The 19,780-nt window shown below is 28.8% G+C and carries 21 protein-coding genes and 1 tRNA gene; 13 read left to right on the top strand and 9 right to left on the bottom strand.

The window, feature by feature from the left end; genetic code table 11:
• The first annotated feature begins 61 nt into the window (after positions 1-61).
• Positions 62-1,192 carry a metallophosphoesterase gene (locus L8X28_RS04295; protein ID WP_263665626.1) on the top strand — a complete coding sequence of 377 codons (1,131 nt, stop codon included), beginning with the start codon at positions 62-64 and terminating at the stop codon, positions 1,190-1,192.
• Positions 1,193-2,002 carry a phosphatidylserine decarboxylase gene (locus tag L8X28_RS04290; protein WP_263660591.1) on the top strand — a complete coding sequence of 270 codons (810 nt, stop codon included), beginning with the start codon at positions 1,193-1,195 and terminating at the stop codon, positions 2,000-2,002.
• Here L8X28_RS04290 and L8X28_RS04285 read toward each other — a convergent pair.
• Genes L8X28_RS04285 through L8X28_RS04255 form a run of 7 tightly spaced genes read right to left on the bottom strand, consistent with a single transcriptional unit; the run spans position 1,977 to position 7,821 of the window.
• Positions 1,977-2,267, bottom strand: coding sequence for a FlhB-like flagellar biosynthesis protein (locus tag L8X28_RS04285; protein ID WP_133319292.1), 291 nt, complete (start codon positions 2,265-2,267; stop codon positions 1,977-1,979). The genes L8X28_RS04290 and L8X28_RS04285 overlap by 26 nt on opposite strands.
• 2 nt (positions 2,268-2,269) lie before the next feature.
• Positions 2,270-4,279 (bottom strand): flagellar hook-length control protein FliK, encoded by a 2,010-nt coding sequence (locus tag L8X28_RS04280; protein WP_263665625.1) that lies wholly within the window; start codon positions 4,277-4,279, stop codon positions 2,270-2,272.
• Complete coding sequence (locus tag L8X28_RS04275; protein WP_133319290.1) at positions 4,269-5,465, bottom strand: MFS transporter; 1,197 nt, start codon at positions 5,463-5,465, stop codon at positions 4,269-4,271. The genes L8X28_RS04280 and L8X28_RS04275 overlap by 11 nt, the downstream gene beginning before the upstream one ends.
• Positions 5,459-5,944, bottom strand: a complete 486-nt coding sequence (locus tag L8X28_RS04270) for a hypothetical protein (RefSeq protein ID WP_012661294.1) — start codon at positions 5,942-5,944, stop codon at positions 5,459-5,461. The genes L8X28_RS04275 and L8X28_RS04270 overlap by 7 nt, the downstream gene beginning before the upstream one ends.
• Entirely contained in the window at positions 5,928-6,206 is a 279-nt protein-coding gene (locus tag L8X28_RS04265; RefSeq protein WP_039641170.1) for an AtpZ/AtpI family protein, read from the bottom strand. Before L8X28_RS04265 ends, L8X28_RS04270 begins: the two co-directional genes overlap by 17 nt.
• Positions 6,203-7,480, bottom strand: coding sequence for a glutamate-1-semialdehyde 2,1-aminomutase (gene hemL / locus L8X28_RS04260; RefSeq protein ID WP_133319288.1), 1,278 nt, complete (start codon positions 7,478-7,480; stop codon positions 6,203-6,205). The genes L8X28_RS04265 and hemL overlap by 4 nt, the downstream gene beginning before the upstream one ends.
• Positions 7,477-7,821 carry a c-type cytochrome gene (locus L8X28_RS04255; RefSeq protein ID WP_263665624.1) on the bottom strand — a complete coding sequence of 115 codons (345 nt, stop codon included), beginning with the start codon at positions 7,819-7,821 and terminating at the stop codon, positions 7,477-7,479. Before L8X28_RS04255 ends, hemL begins: the two co-directional genes overlap by 4 nt.
• Positions 7,822-7,902: 81 nt before the next feature.
• Here L8X28_RS04255 and folD point away from each other — a divergent pair, with 81 nt between their 5' ends.
• The 5 genes from folD to L8X28_RS04230 all read left to right on the top strand — a co-directional run bounded on the left by folD (position 7,903) and on the right by L8X28_RS04230 (position 12,888).
• Positions 7,903-8,751, top strand: coding sequence for a bifunctional methylenetetrahydrofolate dehydrogenase/methenyltetrahydrofolate cyclohydrolase FolD (gene folD, locus L8X28_RS04250; RefSeq protein ID WP_133319286.1), 849 nt, complete (start codon positions 7,903-7,905; stop codon positions 8,749-8,751).
• Positions 8,748-9,596 (top strand): signal peptidase I, encoded by an 849-nt coding sequence (lepB, locus tag L8X28_RS04245; RefSeq protein ID WP_220566758.1) that lies wholly within the window; start codon positions 8,748-8,750, stop codon positions 9,594-9,596. The genes folD and lepB overlap by 4 nt, the downstream gene beginning before the upstream one ends.
• A 162-nt stretch (positions 9,597-9,758) precedes the next feature.
• On the top strand, positions 9,759-10,925 hold the full coding sequence (locus L8X28_RS04240) for a pyridoxal phosphate-dependent aminotransferase (RefSeq protein ID WP_263662173.1): 1,167 nt from the start codon (positions 9,759-9,761) through the stop codon (positions 10,923-10,925).
• 89 nt (positions 10,926-11,014) lie between these two features.
• Positions 11,015-12,136 (top strand): tRNA guanosine(34) transglycosylase Tgt, encoded by a 1,122-nt coding sequence (tgt, locus tag L8X28_RS04235; RefSeq protein ID WP_220566759.1) that lies wholly within the window; start codon positions 11,015-11,017, stop codon positions 12,134-12,136.
• Positions 12,130-12,888 carry a CorA family divalent cation transporter gene (locus L8X28_RS04230; protein ID WP_263665623.1) on the top strand — a complete coding sequence of 253 codons (759 nt, stop codon included), beginning with the start codon at positions 12,130-12,132 and terminating at the stop codon, positions 12,886-12,888. Before tgt ends, L8X28_RS04230 begins: the two co-directional genes overlap by 7 nt.
• 1 nt (position 12,889) lies before the next feature.
• Here the strand turns inward: L8X28_RS04230 and L8X28_RS04225 are convergent.
• Positions 12,890-12,966 (bottom strand) — tRNA-Arg (locus L8X28_RS04225).
• A 118-nt stretch (positions 12,967-13,084) separates the two neighbouring features.
• Here L8X28_RS04225 and L8X28_RS04220 point away from each other — a divergent pair.
• The 6 genes from L8X28_RS04220 (at position 13,085) to L8X28_RS04195 (ending at position 18,510) form a co-directional block, all read left to right on the top strand.
• A complete protein-coding gene (locus tag L8X28_RS04220) occupies positions 13,085-14,527 on the top strand; it encodes an acetyl-CoA carboxylase subunit A (RefSeq protein WP_220566761.1) in 1,443 nt (480 codons plus the stop codon).
• On the top strand, positions 14,524-14,784 hold the full coding sequence (locus L8X28_RS04215) for a hypothetical protein (protein WP_012661304.1): 261 nt from the start codon (positions 14,524-14,526) through the stop codon (positions 14,782-14,784). The genes L8X28_RS04220 and L8X28_RS04215 overlap by 4 nt, the downstream gene beginning before the upstream one ends.
• A complete protein-coding gene (locus L8X28_RS04210) occupies positions 14,784-15,503 on the top strand; it encodes an arginyltransferase (RefSeq protein WP_133319279.1) in 720 nt (239 codons plus the stop codon). The genes L8X28_RS04215 and L8X28_RS04210 overlap by 1 nt, the downstream gene beginning before the upstream one ends.
• Positions 15,504-15,521: 18 nt before the next feature.
• Entirely contained in the window at positions 15,522-16,328 is an 807-nt protein-coding gene (locus tag L8X28_RS04205; protein ID WP_133319278.1) for an adenylosuccinate lyase, read from the top strand.
• Between the two features lie 69 nt (positions 16,329-16,397).
• Positions 16,398-17,561 carry a putative lipid II flippase FtsW gene (gene ftsW / locus L8X28_RS04200; protein ID WP_220566762.1) on the top strand — a complete coding sequence of 388 codons (1,164 nt, stop codon included), beginning with the start codon at positions 16,398-16,400 and terminating at the stop codon, positions 17,559-17,561.
• Between the two features lie 190 nt (positions 17,562-17,751).
• On the top strand, positions 17,752-18,510 hold the full coding sequence (locus L8X28_RS04195; RefSeq protein ID WP_263660600.1) for a basic amino acid ABC transporter substrate-binding protein: 759 nt from the start codon (positions 17,752-17,754) through the stop codon (positions 18,508-18,510).
• Here L8X28_RS04195 and L8X28_RS04190 read toward each other — a convergent pair whose 3' ends face one another.
• Entirely contained in the window at positions 18,511-19,776 is a 1,266-nt protein-coding gene (locus tag L8X28_RS04190; protein ID WP_133319275.1) for an aminotransferase class V-fold PLP-dependent enzyme, read from the bottom strand.
• Positions 19,777-19,780: the final 4 nt, after the last annotated feature.

Here is a 19,780-nt window from a genome sequence, read left to right as displayed (position 1 = left end):
CCAAATGTTTTTTGCGATTTTACTTTAAAAAGTATTAATTTTGCTTAAATAAAATTACGCCATGAGAGCATTTGTTTTTTTTACTTTATTAGTTTTATTTTTTGCTTTGGCAAATTGGTATATTTATAAAAGATTTTTAAGCAGGGTTGATTTTTTAAAACCTTATAAGAAGTTTGTATTAGCTTTTGTTTTAATAGTTTTTGCATGTGAATTAATCTTTTTTATAAATATGCGCGGGGACTTTTTACATGAAAAGTTTTATTATATTTTAGCTATTTTTCCTACTGTTACTTGCTTTTTCTTGCTTTTTGGAGTGATTTTTGAATTTGGCTCTTGGATTTTTTTTAATGAAAATAAAAAAGAGCAAATTTTCAGTGTCCAAAGAAGAAAGTTTTTAAAATTAATTTTTGATTCTTGGCTTATTATACTTAGCGTTAGTATGGTATTTAAAGGTTTTGTAAATGCTATTAGCACACCTAGAGTCAATGAAGTAGATATTAAAATTAAAAATTTAAAAGAAGATTTAAATATAGTTTTAATTTCTGATGTGCATTTGGGAAAAAATTTAGGAGAAGATTTTTTAAAAACTTTAATCGATGAAGTTAATGTTTTAAATGCTGATATGGTCATTATAGCTGGGGATTTAATCGATGCAGATATTGCTAGTATGCCTTATATTAATTTATTAGAAAATTTTAAATCAAAATATGGTACTTATTTTGTTTATGGAAATCATGAGTATTATAATGATATAAATGCAATAAGCAAAAAGCTTAAAACTCTTAAAAATTTCAAAGTTTTGGAAGATGAAAGTATTGATTTTGGGGATTTTACTTTAAGTGGGACTTTGGATTTGGCTGCCAAGCGTTTGGGTTTTAAAGAAAGCAATATAGAAAAAATCAAAACTCAAATCAATCAAGAAAAGGTTAATATTTTAATCACTCATCAACCAAAGTATGTAAAAACTTATGATGTAAGTGGGTTTGATTTGATTTTATCAGGACATACACATGCAGGACAAATTTTCCCTTTTTCTTTGCTAGTATATTTAGAACAAGGTTTTGTGTATGGGCTTTATAAATTAAGCAAAGATAGCTTGCTTTATGTAAGTAGTGGAGCTGGATTTTGGGGGCCTGCTGTGAGATTTTTAGCCCCTAGTGAGATAGCTTTGATTAGATTAAAAGGAGAATGAGTGGGATTTAGCAATAGTGCTTCAAAAATGTTTGGAATCATAGCAAAATATAAATTTCCAAAAATCATACAAAAAAATATTAATAAAGCTTATGTAAATGCTTTTAATATCAATATGAGTGAATTTAAACCTTTAGAAGAATATGAGAGTTTAAATGCTTTATTTACAAGAACTTTATTAAATGAGCGAGAATTAGAAGATGGCTTTATAAGTCCAAGTGATGGTAAAATTTTAGAACTTGGAAGTAGCTTTCAAAATGATTTAAAAGAAAATTTAGCCTTTAGCATTAAAGGTTCAAGTTATAGTATAGAAGAGCTTTTAAAAAACTCAGCTAGTAAAGAAGAATTAGAAAATGGCATAGATTATGCAAATATTTATCTATCTCCAAAAGATTATCATCATTATCATGCACCTTGTAATATGCAAATTTTAAGTGCTACTTATATGAGTGGGGCCTTATTTAGTGTGAGTGAGGCAAAGTTAGCTAAAATTATAAACCTTTATACTAAAAACGAAAGAGTAGTTTTAAAGTGCTTAGTGGAAGGAAAATTTATACTTTGGATGGTATTTGTGGGTGCGCTAAATGTCGGTAAAATGCACTTTAGCTTTGATACTAGCATACAAACTAATGCAGCAAATTTTGATTTTACTCATACCTATGAAGATCTTTTTGTAAAAAAAGGCCAAAGACTTGGAAATTTTGAGCTAGGTTCAACTATAGTTTTAATCGCTCAAAAAGGGTTTTTAAAATTTAGTAAAAATGCTTATGAGCAAGTTGAATTTTCTAAGAAGATTGCGGACTTTGCTTAGTCTCATCTTCATTAGCAACTTTATATAAAAAGGCAAAAATTTCAGCCACTGCTTTATACATATTAGGTGGGATTTCATCGCCTAGATCAAGTTTGCTAAGCACTTCTACTAAGTCTTTGTCTTCTTTTATGGGTATGCCATTTTCTTTGGCTAAAGAGATGATTTTAGCAGCGTTTTCACCTTTGGCATTAGCTAGGATTTTTGGTGCATTTTGTTCTTCTTTATTATAGCCTAGTGCAACGGCTTTTTTTGTTTTTTTAGCCATTTTTAAGCCCTTGTGTCAAAACCCATATTAAAGTCATTATATTCTTCTTGATTGTGAAATTTACTTTTAATTATATCGCTGATGAAAAAATTAGAGCTTAGAAGTCCTACTTTAACTAAGGCTTTTTTTAGTTCATGTGCTCTTTCATAAAGTTTTTTTCTAAAATTAGCATTTTCTATCATCATATTTATATCGATGTATTTATCATTACTTAGAGATAAAAATACATTGATTTTTCCTAATTTTTCAAATTCAAGATTAATTTGTGCATAAAATTTATCTTTTTTACCGCGTTTAAAAACTACATTAGATTTTTCTAAATCATCCCAAAAGAAAGGTAAAAAAGTATGAATGCTATTATTGGCTAAAGATAAAAGTTGATTAAATTCAAGCTGAGCTATAAGACGATTTGCTTGATTTAGTATGCTTTCATTGTCTAAATTTTTGGCTAGATTAGAAACTTGCAAAAGAGTGGATTTAATATCTTTTTGTAATTCTGAAGAAATTTCTGTGCTATCTTTTTGGGTGATTTTTCCAAGATCTTTTATAGAAAGTTCTAATCTTTTTTCTATATTTTTTATATCATCTAAAGAATTTTTTGCCTCATAATTTTTAGGATCTAAAGCTTTTAAAACCTCATTGAGTTTTCTTCCTATTAAGCCTAGTTCTTTGTTTAGATTGTTTAAAAGCTCTTCTTGTAAATTTTGGCTAAAATTAAGATTTTTACTTACATTTTGTTTGAAAATATCTTCTAGTAAAATTTTGCCTGAAGTGCTTTTAAATATATCCTCTAACTTAGTATTATTTGTTTGCAAATTTTGACTTTTATTATCATTTTTACTTAAATCTTCAGTATTTTTTTGTGGTGTTTTTGGCTCTTCTTTGGGATTTTCTTTGATATCTTTACTTTGTGGTATTTTTTCTTCTTTTGTGTTTTGAATTTCTTTATCTTTTGCTATGCTTTCTTGTTTTTGTTGAGTTTCTTTTTTATCCTCTGTGCTTTTTTGTGGAGTTTTTATTTCTTCTTTTAACTCTTCTTTGATGTCTTTAGTGTGTGGAGTTTTATTTAAATTTTCTTGCGTTGTTTCGGTTTTGTTTTTGTGATTTTTTATATCTTTTAAAAGTATTATAAAATCTTTTATATTTTGGCTAAGCTCTTTTAGTATATGAGTGTTTTGAATTTTTATGTTTTCGGGTTTAGCTAGTTCTTTGTTGATAAGTGTTAAATTTTTATTAAGATTTTTGATAAAATTATCCGCAATATTTTGGAGTTTTTCTTGACTAATAGAACTTGGGTTTTTATTGATATAATTTTTAAAATTTTCTATTTTATCAAATAGCTTAAAAAGTGTTTTGTAGTTTGTATTTTCCAAAGAAATTTTATTATCTTTTTTGTGATTTTGTAAGATGTGAATAAGCTCTTTTAAGGTGCTTGTAGTATCAAGATTTTTAAGATCTAAATTACTTATATCGTGTTTTAAATTTTCACTTGTAGCGCCTTTTATAGTACTTAAAAGATTAAAAAAACTCTGTGGTAAATTTTGTTCTTTTAAAGAATGATTGAGCTTTGCTTCTAAAAATATGCCTGAATTTTTCACTAAAGATGAAAGATTTTTATTATTAATATCTTTGGCAGGCTTGACTAAATCTTCTAAAATTTTAAGTAGTTTTTCAAATTCAGGATTTTTTGAAAGCTCTGCTTGGAGTTTTTTTACTTCATTGGCAAAATTAGGTGCGAAATTTAAATCTTTGTGATTTTTTAATACTACTAAATCAGGATCTTTGTTGGTTTTGATTTGATTTAAAAGTTTATTAAGTAATTCTTGTAGTTTTTGATCAATTTTGCTAACATAATCTTTGGGTAATTTAACTTCAGAATCGCTTTTGGAAAATAAAGGATTTTTTAACGCTTCATTGAGAGAGGTTTTTTTGTCTGATTTTTCACTTTTATTTTCTTTATTTGTTTCATTTTTTGCAAACTGATTTTGATTATTAGAGATATTAGTTATCATCTAGCATTACCATATTACCAGGTTTTCTTTTAAATTTGGTAAGTTTTTTAAATTTTGGTTTATCTATGGCAAATAGTATCAAAATACTTAATAAAACTATATAAAAATACATAAAGCCATAAGCTTGAAAATAATACATCAAAGTTCCCAAAACTGCAGGCGCGAATAAAGCACCAAAAGAATAGGTAAAAAGAACTGCTCTGCCAAGTTCAACTCTTTTGCTAGGATTATCAAGCATATCATTTGCTCTTGCTAAAGAAAGAGCGTATAAACAACACATACCCATGCCTAGCAAAAATCCAAAAAAGTATTTTAGATAAATATTATATTCTAAAAGTAGTATGCAAAGCATAGCGCTTAAAGCAATAAAAGCACACAATATAATGGCAAATTTTCTGCTAATTTTATCAGAAAGAGTTCCGATATAAAGTTGCGAAATAAAGCCACCTACCATAGTAGAGAAAATAAAAATAGAAGCTTCTTTTGCGCCAAATCCTTGTATAAGTACAAATAAAGAAGCCATGGAAAAAAAGCCATTTAAAAGCATGCCCGCTATAAAACTTGTTACTAAGGCTAAAGGCACTATATCAAAAACCTTAGGAATGGAAATTTTTGTTTTTTGTGGCAAAATAGGCTCTTTAATGCGGATTAAAAATAAAGGAATGGAAGCAAACATAATAAAACTAGCACTTAAAATAAATACTGTATTACTTGGAAAGTCAAAAGACATAAGTAAAATTCCAAAACCTGACGATGAGTAAAATACAACCTCATAAAAGGCTATCACTCTTGAGCGAATAGTGTTTTTTGCTTTTTCATTAAGCCATGATTCTATTACCATTAAAAGTGCATAATAGCAAAAACCTAGCAAAAATCTTAAAAACATCCAAAAATAAAGATTAGAATTTAAACTATGAAGCATAGTGGCTATACCAAAAATAATAGCAAAAATTCCAAATGATCTTATATGTCCTACTTTAGAAACTATTCTATGGGCACTAATTGTACTTACCATAGCACCAAGAAAATAACAACTTCCTATTACGCCTATATAAAAATTACTAACATTATTATGCTTTAAAATAATAGCTATGGAATTTACTGTTAAAGCACTTCCTATGAAAACAAAAATCATACCAAGAAATAATGCTGTTAGTGATCTAATCGTTCTTTTTGAGCTTAACATTTTCTTATTAAAAAATTATATATTAATACCGCTATGGGTGTGACAAACATTGCACAAAACAAGGCAAAAATACTCATTAAACCTTGAAACTCTAAAAATAAAAATCCTGCTATTAAAAACACATAAGCAAAAATTTTAAATAAAGAAAAAAAAGCTAACGCGTTTTTAAAAATACTTTTAAATTTTGGTTTTAAATCGTCATCTATATGGATAAATTTTATAATTTTTGGCAAAGAATATTGTTTTTTAGCAAAAATTTGTAAAGGTCTTTGCGTAAAATCATAATTTTTAGCTGCTTTAAAAATAAAATTTTTATAATTTAAAAAAGATATTAGAATGATTAAATTTTGAGCTAAAAAGCCAAATTCAAAGCTTATAAAGGTTTTAAAGCTTAATTCTTTGTAAAAAAAAACTCCTGCTAAGAAAAGTAAATTTAATCCTAGCAAGAGTTTTAATAAAATTTTAGGCTTTAGGATCATTTTTTAAATCTTTATAGCGATTTTCTTCTTTAAATTCTTCGTAACTTTTTACTTGTGCTTTATAGGCTTTGTAAACATTTAAAATCGCCGCAGCTACCCCTATAAACACTCCTACCCAAAAAAGCCAAACAATACCGGTTAAGTTTTTTAAAAAATAGCCTATACCAACTCCGATTAAAACAGCCACAACCATGGATATACCAAGGCTTAATCCATCTGCAGCTTCTATACCTTTGCGAATGATTTTTTGTCTTTTATTCATAATGCTTTAAAACTTTCTTGTGCTGCTTGTATAGTTTTATCAATGATTTTTTTATCCATACATTCACATATAAAACCTGTTTCAAATTGAGATGGTGCTAAATATACACCTTTGCTTAGCATCTGTGCATGAAATTTGGCAAATAATTTAGTATCTGATTTTAAAGCGTCTTGATAATTATTAACAGGGTTTTCACAAAAGAAAAATCCAAACATAGAACCAACGCAATTAACTTGCAAAGGAATTTTGCAATCATTTGCAGCTTCTTTAAAGCCTTGAGTGAGTCTTTTGCCTAGTTTTTCTAATTTTTCATACAAGCCTTCATAATTTCTTGCTTTTTTTAAGCTCGCATAACCTGCAGCCATAGCAAGAGGATTGCCACTTAGTGTTCCTGCTTGATATACTCCACCTAAAGGACTTAATAAATCCATAATCTCAGCTCTTGCAGCAAAAGCAGCTGCAGGAATACCTCCGCCTATAACCTTACCAAAAGTTACTATATCAGCTTTTATATTATTAATCCCAAAAGAGCCAAGATATGAAGCTCTAAAGCCACTCATAACTTCATCAAAAATTAAAAGAATTTGATACTCATCACATAGTTTTCTTAGCTCTTGCAAAAATTCTATTTTAGCAGGTACTAAACCCATATTTCCTGCAATTGGCTCTATGATGATACAAGCTATATTATCATCATTATTGATTAAGTTTTTAACACTATCAATATCATTATAAACGGCTACTAGAGTATTTTTAGCTACATCGGTTAAAACTCCTAGTGAGCTTGGGGTGTTAAAAGTAGCTGCACCGCTTCCAGCACTTACTAATAAAGAATCAGAATGCCCATGATAACATCCTTCAAATTTGATGATTTTATCTTTTTTACTAAATCCTCTTGCAAGACGAATAGCACTCATAGTAGCTTCAGTGCCACTACTTACAAAACGGATTTTATCCAAATGTGGCCAATCTTTTAAGATAAATTTGGCCAATTTAGTTTCAGCTAAAGTTGGCGCACCAAAGCTCGAGCCATGCTCTAATGCTTTTTTACAAGCTTTTTCAATATCCTCATCACAATGTCCAAAAAGTAAAGGTCCCCAACTTTGCACATAATCTATATAAGTATTTTCTTCTATATCGCTAATATAAGCACCTTTGCCTTGTTTGATAAATAAAGGATTGCTACCTACACTTGCAAAAGCACGCACTGGGGAATCTACCCCACCTGCTATATGCTCACAAGCTTCCTCAAAGGCTTTTTTATTGTTTTTCATTTTTTACTCCTTTTATTGCTAGTAATATAATCATAAAGTGATTTTATTTCATCTTCTGTTAGCGAGTAAGTTGGCATAATGCTTTTTGCCTCTTGAGGTTGATTTAGAATTTTTCTAAAACGCGTATAAGGAATGTTTTTAATACTTGGCACAATAAAAGGAATTTTTTCTCCATTTTTAGTGTAATAACCTAGTATTTGTTGACCTCCATTGCCATGACATTTAGCACAACTTATGCCTCTTGGATTTTTGTAAAGGGACTCTTGGTATTCTTTAGGAGAGATAAAATCTTCAGCCCAAGCACCATAAATTATAAAAAATAAAAATAATACAATTTTCATTCATTGCCTTTAACAAAAAAAGAAGTTTTGTTATGATACAATTTTTTAAGTTAAAGAAAGCTATAAAATTTAAGGAAAGAAATGACACTTTTAGATGGTAAAAAGCTAAGTGATAAGTTAAAAGAAAATTTAAAACAAGAAGTATTAGAACTTAAAGCTCAAAGTATAGAGCCTTGTTTGGCTGTAATTTTAGTAGGCGAGGATCCTGCTAGTGCTACTTATGTGGGTTCTAAAGCAAAAGCTTGCGAGCAATGTGAAATTAAGTCTTTAGTTTATAAACTTGATGTAAATACAACCCAAAATGAGCTTTTGGCTTTGATTAATACTTTAAATCATGATGATAGTATAGATGGAATTTTAGTTCAACTTCCATTGCCATCGCATATTAATAAAGATATAATCTTAGAAAGTATTAACTTTAATAAAGATGTAGACGGCTTTCACCCCTTTAATGTCGGAAATTTAAATCTTAATTTAAAAGGTGGTTTTTTACCATGTACACCTTTAGGCGTTATGAAAATTTTAGAACATTATGATATAAAATTACAAGGAGCTAGTGTAGTTGTAATAGGAGCTTCAAATATAGTAGGCCGTCCTATGGCTACTCTTTTGTTAAATGCTAATGCTAGTGTGAGTATTTGTCACATTTATACAAAAGATTTAAAAGCTTATACAAAAAATGCTGATATTGTTATCGTAGCAGCAGGTTGTCCAAATCTTTTAAAAGAAGATATGGTTAAAGAAGGTGTGGTGGTAATTGATGTTGGGATTAATAGAGTTGATGGAAAAATAGTAGGCGATGTCGATTTTGAAAATGTTAGTAAAAAAGCTAGTTATATCACTCCTGTACCAGGTGGAGTAGGGCCTATGACTATTGCCATGCTTTTAGAAAATACTATAAAATCAGCTAAAAATAGGATAAAAAAATGAAATTTTTGAAGAAAATTTATAAATTTACACAATCTTGGACGGGAACTTTAGTAGTTGTTTTATTGATTATATTTTTCTTTATACAAGCTTTTACTATACCAAGCGGTTCTATGAAAAATACTTTATTAGTAGGGGATTTTTTATTTGTAAAAAAATTTTCTTATGGTATTCCAACCCCGCATATTCCTTGGGTGGAAATTCCTGTTTTACCTGATTTTAATAAAAATGGACATTTAGTAAGTGGTGAAGGTCCTAAAAGAGGGGATATTGTGGTATTTAGATATCCGCATGAGCCAAAAATCCACTATGTAAAAAGATGTGTGGCCAAAGGCGGAGATGAAGTAGTTTTTGCAAATAAAACCTTATATGTGCGTATGGTTGAGGGTGATGAATATATGAAAGATTATTATCCTAATAAAACAAAAATTATAGGCGGAAGACTTTTTGTAAAAGAGCCTTTTGTGGAAAAAGGAATACATTATGATTCTAGAGTGGATATAGACAGTGTATTTTTTCGCTATTTAAATTTGGGGCAATTTGCTATGAAGCCTGCTTCTTTTGATGAATTAGGTGCTAATAATATTTATGGTTTTAATGCTTATTATTATAAAGTACCTGAAAATGAATATTTTATGATGGGCGATAACCGTGATCATTCTAGCGATAGTCGATTTTGGGGAAGTGTAGATTATAAATATATAGTTGGGCAACCTTGGTTTATTTATTTTTCATGGGATGAAAATAAAAAAGTTAGATGGGAAAGAGTAGGGCGTTTAGTTGAAACTATAGAAAAAGATGAACGCTTTATTCATCATAATGAAAGCGACATAGAAGCTTTAGAATAATTACCCAAAGAAACAAATAAAAATAGTTTGTGTAGAAAATGTATAGTTTCTACACAAAATTTTTTAAAAATATACAATCTTGATTTTACTCGTAGAATTTTTTAAGCTCCAAGTTGTAACAATTACAAAAATTAAAATTAGTATAAGATAAAAGGATAGAAAATGCTAAGCCAAAGATCTCAAAATTTAGGAGAATCCTTAACTTTAGTAATGACTGATATAGCCAAAACTTTAAAAGCAAATGGTGAGAAAGTTATTAGTTTTTCGGCAGGTGAGCCTGATTTTGATACTCCAGAAATCATTAAAAAAGCAGCAATTGAAGCTATTGAAAAAGGTTGTGGAGCTTATACGCCAGTTGTGGGTATAAAAGAAGTTATAGAGGCTATACAATATAAATTTAAAAATGATAATAGTTTAGATTATAAAACAAGTGAAATCATTACCAATGTTGGTGCTAAACATTCTTTGTTTATGGCGATTGAGTGTTTAGTTGAAGAAGGTGATGAGGTTGTCATTCCAAGTCCTTATTGGGTGAGTTATCCTGAAATGGTAAAATTTGCAGGCGCAACTCCTGTGTTTATAGAAGGTGAAGCAAAAAATGGATTTAAAATCACCCCAGAACAATTAAAACAAGCTATTACTTCAAAAACTAAGGTTTTGATGTTTAATTCTCCATCAAATCCTACAGGAGCTATATATTCTAAAGAAGAAATAAGTGCTTTAGCTAAGGTTTTAGAAGGAACTAAAATAGTAGTTTTAAGTGATGAAATTTACGAAAAATTAGTTTATGATGGAGAATTTTGTGCTTTTGCGCAAGTTAGTGAAGATGCTTTAAATAGAACTGTAAGTATTAATGGTCTTAGCAAATGTGGTGCTATGCCAGGGTGGCGTTTTGGATACATGGCAAGTAAAATGAGCGAGTTTAATAATGCTGTTAAAAAACTACAAGGGCAAAGTACATCAAATATTTGTTCAATCATCCAACACGCAGCTTTACCAGCCTTACTTGGAAAAGCAGATAATGATATTGAAATGATGAGACAAGCCTTTTTAAAGCGTAGAGAATTAGCTTGTGAAATTTTAGCCAAAAGCGATAAGTTAAAATTAGAACAAATTCCACAAGGAGCTTTTTATTTATTTATATCTTGCAAAGAAGTTGATAATGATTCTATGAGATTTTGTAAAAGACTACTAGAAGAGCAAAAAGTAGCTTTGGTGCCAGGTATTGGTTTTGGCATGGAAGGGTATTTTAGGCTCTCTTATGCAACTAATGAAAAAGATATTATTGAAGGTTGTGAAAAAATCGTTGAATTTGTAAAAAACTACTAATTTCTTAAGCCTGTTAAAAACAGGCTTTCTTTCAAAAAAACTTATAAGCAAGTCTTTGGTATGATTATGCAAAAAATACAGGAAAAATAATGGAATTTGAAGTTCAATATAAAAGTGCAAATGCTAGAGCTTGTCGTATAAAAACTACACATAGTGAAATTTTAACTCCTATTTTTATGCCCGTTGGAACTTTGGCTGCGATTAAAAGTTTAGATGCTGTTGATATGAGTGAGATTTTAAATGCAAAAATTATTTTAGCAAATACTTATCATTTGTATTTAAGGCCTGGTTCTAAAGTGATTAAGCAAATGGGTGGTCTGCACGGTTTTAGTAAATTTGAAGGCTCTTTTTTAACAGATAGTGGAGGTTTTCAAGCTTTTTCTTTAAGTAAAAATTCAAAACCTGATGAAAAAGGTATTCAATTTAAAAGTCATATCGATGGAAGTTTGCACTATTTTACCCCGCAAAGTGTTTTAGATGCACAATATGATTTTAATTCAGATATTATGATGATTTTAGATGATTTAGTGGCCTTACCTGCAAGTAAAGAAAGGATAGAACTTTCTCTAAAACGCACTATAAAATGGGCAAAAGAAGCTATTGATTATCATAAGTTAAAACAAAGTCAAGGTGTGGGAATAGGGCAAAATATCTTTGGTATTATCCAAGGTGGGACTGATTTTGAAGCTAGAAAAATTTGCTCTCAAGCACTTTGTGAGATGGATTTTGATGGACTTGCTATAGGTGGATTAAGCGTGGGAGAAGAAAATGAGGCTATGTATGATACGGTTGAAGCTATGATGCCTTATGTGGATAACAATCGCCCTAGATATTTAATGGGAGTTGGCACGCCTGAAGATTTAGTAGAAAATGTAGCAAGAGGTGTGGATATGTTTGATTGCGTGATGCCAACAAGAAATGCAAGAAATGGTACCTTATTTACTAGCTTTGGAAAATTTAATATCAAAAAAGCAGAATTTATCACTGATCATGCTCCTATAGACGGCAAATGTTCTTGCTATACATGTAAGAATTTTTCAAGGGCCTATTTAAATCATTTATTTAAAGCCAAAGAATTAACCTTTTTTAGACTTGCAAGTATTCATAATTTACACTATTATTTAAATTTGGTCAAGCAAATGCGTGAAGCTATTATTAAAGATGAATTTGAAAATTTTAGAAAAGAATTTTATAGGCAAAGAATGTGTTAAATGATACTTTAAAACAAATTATTAGCAATATTAATGTATCAAATGCTTATTATGAATTTGATGATTTTGATATTTTCACTCTAGATATAACTAAAAATTCTAAAAGTGTATTTGTTTTTAAAGAAAATCAAATTTTTGAGTATAAAGATGAAAATTTGATTTTATTTTCTAATACGGAATTTATAGCTATATTAAAAGAAATTTTGCAAAATGAAAAAGAAAAAAATAATACCATTAACCTTTCTATAGAAAAAAGAGAGGAGTTGATTTTAGAAAATAAAAAAGTAAAGAATTTCTTGACAAAATATTTTATATTAAAAGTCAAGCTTAGTAAAAGTTATAACATGGTTTCTTCTGTTTTAGAGGCTTGTAAAATTTGTCATAGTAAGCATCATTTTATAAAGAAAAGTTTAAAAACAATTGTTTTAAATTTAGCTGTTTTGGAAAAAAATATTAAAGAAAATATATCAAGATTAGAAGGGATTTACACTTATATTAATACCGCAAGAAATGAAAAAATAAATAAAAATATTTACTTTTTAAGTATTATGTCTGCAATTTTTTTACCTTTAAATTTAATTGTTGGATTTTTTGGTATGAATACCAAAAATTTATTTTTATCTGAAAATGAATACGGAACTTACTATATTTTAGCTGTGATTTTAACGATATTTTTTATTTTATTTTTATGGTATCAATTTAAAGATAAAAAAGAATTGGATTTGGATGAATTTTCTGTAAAAAAGAAGTAAGTGGTACGCCCAAGAGGATTCGAACCTCTGACCTTTTGAACCGCAATCAAATGCTCTATCCAGCTGAGCTATGGGCGCAAAAATAAAGAGTAATTTTATCAAAAAATTCTTAAAATTAGCAAAAATAAATATTTTTATAGAATTTTTATATTTTTATGCTAATCTTCTTTTTAATATTTTAGCTTAAGGCAAAGTCATGATACATAAGATTTTAATAGCCAATAGAGGTGAGATTGCAGTAAGGGTGATCCGTGCTTGTAGAGATTTGCATATACAAAGTGTTGCTGTTTATACTGAACCTGATTATGAGTGTTTGCATGTAAAAGTTGCTGATGAAGCATATAGAATAGGAACTGATGCCATAAGAGGGTATTTAGATGGTAAAAGAATAGTTGAGATTGCTAAAGCTTGTGGAGCTGATGCTATACATCCTGGATATGGTTTTTTAAGTGAAAATTATGAATTTGCAAAAGAATGCGAAGAAGCAGGAATTATCTTTATAGGTCCAAAATCAGATGTTATCCGTAAAATGGGTAATAAAAACATAGCAAGATATTTAATGAAAAAAAATGGAATCCCTGTAGTTCCAGGTACTGAAAAATTAAATCATTGCACATTAGAAGAAATCAAACTTCAAGCTTTAAAAATAGGCTATCCTGTAATTTTAAAAGCTAGTGGTGGTGGTGGCGGTAGAGGCATACGCGTAGTACATAAAGAAGAGGATTTGGAAAAATCTTTTGAAGCATGCAAAAGAGAAGCACTAAGTTTTTTTAAAAATGATGAAGTTTTTATGGAAAAATATGTTATTAATCCAAGGCATATTGAATTTCAAATTTTAGCAGATAATTATGGTAATATCATTCATCTTTGTGAAAGAGATTGCTCAATACAAAGAAGACATCAAAAAATCATTGAAATAGCACCTTGCCCAAGTATTTCAGAAAAACTAAGAAAAACCATAGGAGTTACTGCAGTAGCTGCTGCAAAAGCTGTGGGCTATACTAATGTTGGGACGGTTGAGTTTTTACTTGATGATTATAATAGATTTTATTTTATGGAAATGAATACAAGAATTCAAGTAGAACACCCAATTACTGAAGAAATCACGGGGATTGACCTTATCACAAGACAAATTCGTATAGCAAATGGGGAAATTTTAGATCTTGAGCAAAGCGATATAAAACCAAGAGGTTTTGCGATAGAAGCTAGGATTACAGCAGAAAATGTATGGAAAAATTTCATTCCAAGTCCAGGCAAAATTACAGAGTATTTTCCAGCTTTAGGGCCATCTGTGAGAGTGGATAGTCATTTATATAAAGACTATACTGTACCACCTTATTATGATTCTTTACTTGCAAAATTAATTGTTAAGGGTTCAAGTTATGATAGTGCAGTTAATAGACTTGAGAGAGCTTTGAAAGAATTTGTGATTGATGATATTAGAACAACTGTTCCATTTTTGATTGCAATTACCAAAATAAGAGAATTTAGAAGAGGGTATTTTGATACTTCTTTCATAGAAACACATATGGAAGAGCTTTTGGAAAAGACAGAAGATAGACACCAAGAAAATAAAGAAGAAGTAATTGCTGCTATAGCTGCAGCCTTACAAAAGATAAAAGAAAGTAGGCAATCATGAGTTTTTTAGACGAATTAAAAGATATAAAAAAAGCACTCCAAAAAGAACAAGGTCAAACAAAAAAAGAAAAGGTTAAAGCGAGTAAAAGCGGAGTTAGTATGAAAAATACTGACTTAGATGCTATACAAAAAGACTTAGCTAAGCAAAATGAAGATAAAAAGCAAGAACAAGAATTTGAAGATATGTTTTTAAAAGAAGAGCGTTTAGCTAATGAATTTATGGAATTTGTAAAAAATAGTGATATTAAAAAGATCTAATGAATAATATTATTGGTTTTTGTACTTTAGAAGAAGAATGTCCTTATCTTGAAAATAGATATTGTAGAAATGAGTATAATTATATATCTTTTATTAACAAAGCGCAAAATCAAGAATTAGTTTCAAGAGGTTGGCGTCGCTTTGGCTCATATTTTTCAAGACCAATATGTAATGATTGTAATGAATGTCAAAATTTGCGTATTTTGGTAGAAAATTTCCATTTTAGTAAAAGCTATCGTAGGGTTTTAAAAAAAAATATAGCTACTAAAATAATCTTACAAAAACCTTCTTTAAGTGATGAGCATTTATTGCTTTATGAAAAATACCACCATTATCAAAAAGATAAAAGAAATTGGAAAATTTATGATTTAAATTTTAGAAAATATTACAATCTTTATGTAGATAATGCAGGTACTTTTGGATATGAACTTGATTTTTATATAGATAATAAGTTAGTTTGTGTTGATTTGATTGATATTTTAGAAGATGGAATTTCTAGTATATATTGTTTTTATGATCCTGATTTTTCACATCTAAGTCTTGGAAAATACTCGCTTTTAACAGAAATCAAGCTTGCACAATTAAAAAAATTAAAATATATTTATTTAGGATATTTTGTAAAAGGGTGTCAATCTTTATCGTATAAAGCCGATTATAGTCCAAATGAAATTTTAAAACACACTAGTGCTTTAGATGAACAGGCATTTTTGTGGAGTTAGGTTTATAGAGAGGATTTTATGCAAGTAGTGCAAACTTTAGAATCTGTTAGTGTTAATACTGATGATTTTTTAATGTTTAAATATTTTCAAGATCTTATCCGTAAAAATTTTTCTAAAGTCATAGGAAATAAAAACAAAACCTTATCTTTTTTTGTGGAAAATGAAATTCCTCAAAGAAGATATTTTTTAAAACTTGTTAATCACAAGTATAAAAAAAATACTGGAAACCAAATCGATAATCTTGCTTTTGCGCATTATAAGACCTTTAAATTAAATCTTGCTCAAGCAAATACTTTAAAGCCTGTAATCTTTGCTAAAATAGGTTTTGCACAAAAAAATATCTTAATAACTTTAAGTTCTAATGAAAAAATGTTTGCTGTATATTTAGAGCAATATTTTAAAGATCATAAAAGCATGTATGATGAGAAAAATTGTATTTTTTCAGTAGAATACAAAGATGATAATACTTTAAATCTTTTAGAAATTTTAGCAAGCGTAAATGAGCATTTAAAATATTGTGTGGATTTTACAATCAATGAAACTCAGCTTTTAGAATTTAGAAATAAAATGAAAAATAAAGCCAATACTAATTGGAAATTTAATGCTTTGGCTAAACTTTTTGAGAATTATTTCCAAACTTTAGGATGTAATTCTAGTGATGATTTTGCTACTATTAGACAAAATTATCTTAATTTAGTTAAAATTTATCATCCTGATCGCCATCAAGGTAAAAGCAAAATCGAACAAGCTTATTGTCGTGAGGAATTTGAAAAAATTCAGCTTGCTTATGAGAGTTTAAAATCTTTATATAAAAACAATACATAATCTCCAAATAACATCATTTTAAGTTGCAATTTATTAAAATTAATTTTTATAAAATTCTAGGAAGAAATTTTGGTTGCTGATAGAAAATTATTTTTTTTAAGTTGCATTCTAATAACTATAGGGATACTTTTTTCATATTCTTTAAGTGCTTTTACTGTGCTTTATTTAGAATATAATGAATTTCATTTTTTTATCAGGCAGCTTTTTTTTGGACTTAGTGGTATAGCTATTATTTATTTTGTTTCAAGATTAAATCCTGATAGTAAAATGGCACATTATTTAATGATAAGTGTTTTGTTAATCTCTTTTTTATTTATACTTATTTTGCCTTTTTTACCTACCTTTCTTGCTACTGCAGCAGGTGGTGCTAAAAGGTGGATCAGGCTTGGCCCTTTATCTATTTCTCCTGTTGAATTTTTTAAGATAGGTTTGATTTATTTCCTTGCTTGGTCTTATACAAGAAGAATTGATGATAGCAAAAAAGCAATCAAACACGAAGTTTTAATTTTAATTCCTTATTTTATTTTAGCTGCTTTTGTTATTGGCTATATTTATATGACACAAAATGATTTAGGCCAAAGTGTTATTTCTTTTTTCTTGGTTTTTGCTTTAGCATTTTTTGCAGGAGCTAGTAAAAGACTTTTTGCTTTTGGCGTGGTTATTGTTGGAATGATTGGGGTTTTGGTGATTTTAAGTAATCAAAGAAGAATTCAGCGTATTTCTGCTTGGTGGGGAAATATCCAAGATGCGTTTTTACCTTTTTTTCCTGATTGGCTAGCAAGTGCTTTAAGAGTAAGCCATAACTCAGAACCTTATCAAATTTCACATAGTTTAAATGCTATAGCTCATGGTGGATTTTTTGGAGAAGGGTTGGGTCTTGGAACTTTCAAATTGGGATTTTTAAGTGAGGTACATACGGATTTTGTTTTATCAGGGATTACTGAGGAAATAGGATTGTTGGGATTGAGCATTATATGTTTGATTTATTTGATGGTCATACTTAGAATTTTTAGAATTGCTGGACGCTGTGAAAATAAGGTCCATTTTTTATTTTGTTCAGGTGTAGCTTTACTTTTATTGTTTTCATTTTTTATGAATGCTTTTGGAATTATTTCTTTAACTCCATTAAAAGGAGTTGCTGTGCCACTTTTAAGTTATGGTGGCAGTTCTATGTGGTCTATTTGTCTTGGAATAGGTTATGTTTTAATGATTAGCAAGAAGGTAAAAATTTAAACTCATTAATTAAAATATATAAAAATTAACTTAAATAAAAAATATTCTATAACAACTCTTTACAAAAAACTTTTTTCTGCTATAATTATGCTCACATTTATTATAAAGGAGGCGGATATGAAGAAATACAGGCGTTTAAACACATTATAATCATTTATCAATTTTATTTTAATTTTAACAAAGGAAAAAAATGAAAAAAATATTATATGTTGTTTTAGCATTATTTGGTATATTAGCTTTAGGTGCTTGTTCAAGCGATAAAAATCAAGCTAGTGCTTCTGGTGAAAAAGTTTATAAAGTAGGTATAGCTGCAAATTATCCTCCTTTTGATTTTATTAAAGATGCAAAAATTACCGGCTTTGATGTTGATTTATTGGAAGAAATTGCTAAAAGAGAAAATTTAAAACTTGAATGGGTAAATATGAGTTTTGATGGTTTAATTCCTGCCTTAAAAGCTGGAAAGATTGATATGATAGCTTCTGCTATGAGTTCAACTCCTCAAAGATTAGCAAGTATGGATTTTAGTGATACTTATTTCAATACTAAAAATTTATATTTAAAATTAAAAACAGATTCTAGTATTAGCGATAAACAAAGTTTGGAAGGTAAAAAAATAGGTGTTCAACTTGGAACTATTCAAGAAAGCGCTGCTAAGACTATTCCAAATGCTCAAGTAGTTGCAAGCGAAGAAATGTTAGCAGCAATTTTAGCTTTAAAAGCTGGCAAAGTAGATGCAGTTTTAACGGATAAAGATATTGGTAAAGGTTATTTAAAAACTAATGAAGAGCTAGAAGCATTTTTAGAAGAAAATGATGGAAGTTCAGGGTTTTGTATAGCTTTTGATAAAGGAAAACAAAGTGAGCTTATTCAAAAAATTAATGCAGGTTTAGAAAAAGTTAAAGCTGATGGTACTTACCAAAAAATCGTAGAAAAATACGATTTACAATAATTAACTTAAAGCCTTGATACTTATATTCAAGGCTTTAAAAAAATATTCCATATCTTCTTTTGTATGCGTATAATGAAAACCCACTCTTAGCCAACCTGGTTTAGATTTTAATTCTTGATTGTCTTTTAGATTGAGTAAATCATGCCCATAAGGTCCTGCACAAGCACAACCTGCTCTTGTTTCTATCTTATAAGTTTTACTTAGTTTATAAGCTAAATCAAAAGGAGAAATTCCTTCTATATTAAAAGCAAAAATAGGTAATCTATTAGTGATATTTTTTGCATATAAGATCATTTTTGGAAAATTTGTACATTGTTTGAAAAAATATTCACAAAGTTCTTTTTCTTTTTTTTCTATATTTTTTAAACCTATTTCATTGCGTATTTTAAAAGCCAAACTTGCTCTAATAAGCTGAATAATTCCAGGTGTGCCACCTTCTTCTAAATTTTCAACTTCGCATAAATATTGTTGAGATGTTCTTGAAACATAGCCCACAGTTCCACCTGCTGCAAAGCTAGGGGTATTGCCACATAGATTTTTTTTGATAACAAGTAAGCCACAAGATCCTACACCTCCAAGTAGTTTATGAGAGCTAATAAACACTGCATCGTAAAATTTAGGATCTAAATTAGCATAAGGAGCTAAAGTGGAAATATCAAAAGCAACTATACCGTTGTGTTGTTTGATTAAAGTGTAAATTTTTTTATAATCACTTAAAATTCCTGTAACATTAGAAGCTGCATTAAAGCTTGCTATGATTTGTCTGTTTTTGGATTTTTGTAATAATTTTTCTAAAAAATTAAAATCTAATTCTCCATTTTTATCTAAGGGCACTCGAACGCATTCACACAAAGCTTCTCTAAATGAAAGTTCATTAGAATGGTGTTCATAGGGTCCAACTATAACCAAAGGTAAGGTGTTTTTGTCTGTATTTTTAAAATATTTTTCTTTAATAAGTGGTGGTATATATAGACCTAAAAGTTCTTGAAATTTTTTTATAGCTGCTGAAGATCCATTCCCACAAGCTATAAGAGCAAAACTATCATCTAATTCAAGGTATTTTTTTAAATTTATTCTTGCGTTTTCATAATGCTGTTGTGTGATAAAAGAATTTAAAGAGCTATCTGAATGTGTATTTGCATAGGTGGTAAGAATTTTTTTAATTTCTTTTTCTATGCTTTTTAGTGCTAAAGCGCTAGCTGTAAAATCAAAATAATATATTCCTTTTTTTAAAATAATATCTTGTTTTAGTTTTTCAATATCCAAAAAA

Origin of the sequence: Campylobacter sp. CNRCH_2016_0050h (genome assembly GCF_025772605.1) — a bacterium.
Lineage (GTDB): Bacteria > Campylobacterota > Campylobacteria > Campylobacterales > Campylobacteraceae > Campylobacter_D > Campylobacter_D lari_D.
Note: the sequence above shows the minus strand (reverse complement) of the source record. Positions and strands in the feature narration are given on the sequence as shown.

Excerpts from the sequence above, each read along its gene's own strand:
- L8X28_RS04205 (WP_133319278.1), top strand. The coding sequence starts at position 15,522 with ATGCAAGTAGTGCAAACTTTAGAATCTGTTAGTGTTAATACTGATGAT.
- lepB (WP_220566758.1), top strand. The coding sequence starts at position 8,748 with ATGAAATTTTTGAAGAAAATTTATAAATTTACACAATCTTGGACGGGA.
- L8X28_RS04220 (WP_220566761.1), top strand. The coding sequence starts at position 13,085 with ATGATACATAAGATTTTAATAGCCAATAGAGGTGAGATTGCAGTAAGG.
- L8X28_RS04275 (WP_133319290.1), bottom strand. The coding sequence starts at position 5,465 with ATGTTAAGCTCAAAAAGAACGATTAGATCACTAACAGCATTATTTCTT.
- L8X28_RS04210 (WP_133319279.1), top strand. The coding sequence starts at position 14,784 with ATGAATAATATTATTGGTTTTTGTACTTTAGAAGAAGAATGTCCTTAT.
- L8X28_RS04255 (WP_263665624.1), bottom strand. The coding sequence starts at position 7,821 with ATGAAAATTGTATTATTTTTATTTTTTATAATTTATGGTGCTTGGGCT.
- L8X28_RS04285 (WP_133319292.1), bottom strand. The coding sequence starts at position 2,267 with ATGGCTAAAAAAACAAAAAAAGCCGTTGCACTAGGCTATAATAAAGAA.
- L8X28_RS04265 (WP_039641170.1), bottom strand. The coding sequence starts at position 6,206 with ATGAATAAAAGACAAAAAATCATTCGCAAAGGTATAGAAGCTGCAGAT.
- L8X28_RS04280 (WP_263665625.1), bottom strand. The coding sequence starts at position 4,279 with ATGATAACTAATATCTCTAATAATCAAAATCAGTTTGCAAAAAATGAA.
- L8X28_RS04295 (WP_263665626.1), top strand. The coding sequence starts at position 62 with ATGAGAGCATTTGTTTTTTTTACTTTATTAGTTTTATTTTTTGCTTTG.
- tgt (WP_220566759.1), top strand. The coding sequence starts at position 11,015 with ATGGAATTTGAAGTTCAATATAAAAGTGCAAATGCTAGAGCTTGTCGT.
- hemL (WP_133319288.1), bottom strand. The coding sequence starts at position 7,480 with ATGAAAAACAATAAAAAAGCCTTTGAGGAAGCTTGTGAGCATATAGCA.
- L8X28_RS04215 (WP_012661304.1), top strand. The coding sequence starts at position 14,524 with ATGAGTTTTTTAGACGAATTAAAAGATATAAAAAAAGCACTCCAAAAA.
- L8X28_RS04270 (WP_012661294.1), bottom strand. The coding sequence starts at position 5,944 with ATGATCCTAAAGCCTAAAATTTTATTAAAACTCTTGCTAGGATTAAAT.
- L8X28_RS04240 (WP_263662173.1), top strand. The coding sequence starts at position 9,759 with ATGCTAAGCCAAAGATCTCAAAATTTAGGAGAATCCTTAACTTTAGTA.
- folD (WP_133319286.1), top strand. The coding sequence starts at position 7,903 with ATGACACTTTTAGATGGTAAAAAGCTAAGTGATAAGTTAAAAGAAAAT.
- L8X28_RS04195 (WP_263660600.1), top strand. The coding sequence starts at position 17,752 with ATGAAAAAAATATTATATGTTGTTTTAGCATTATTTGGTATATTAGCT.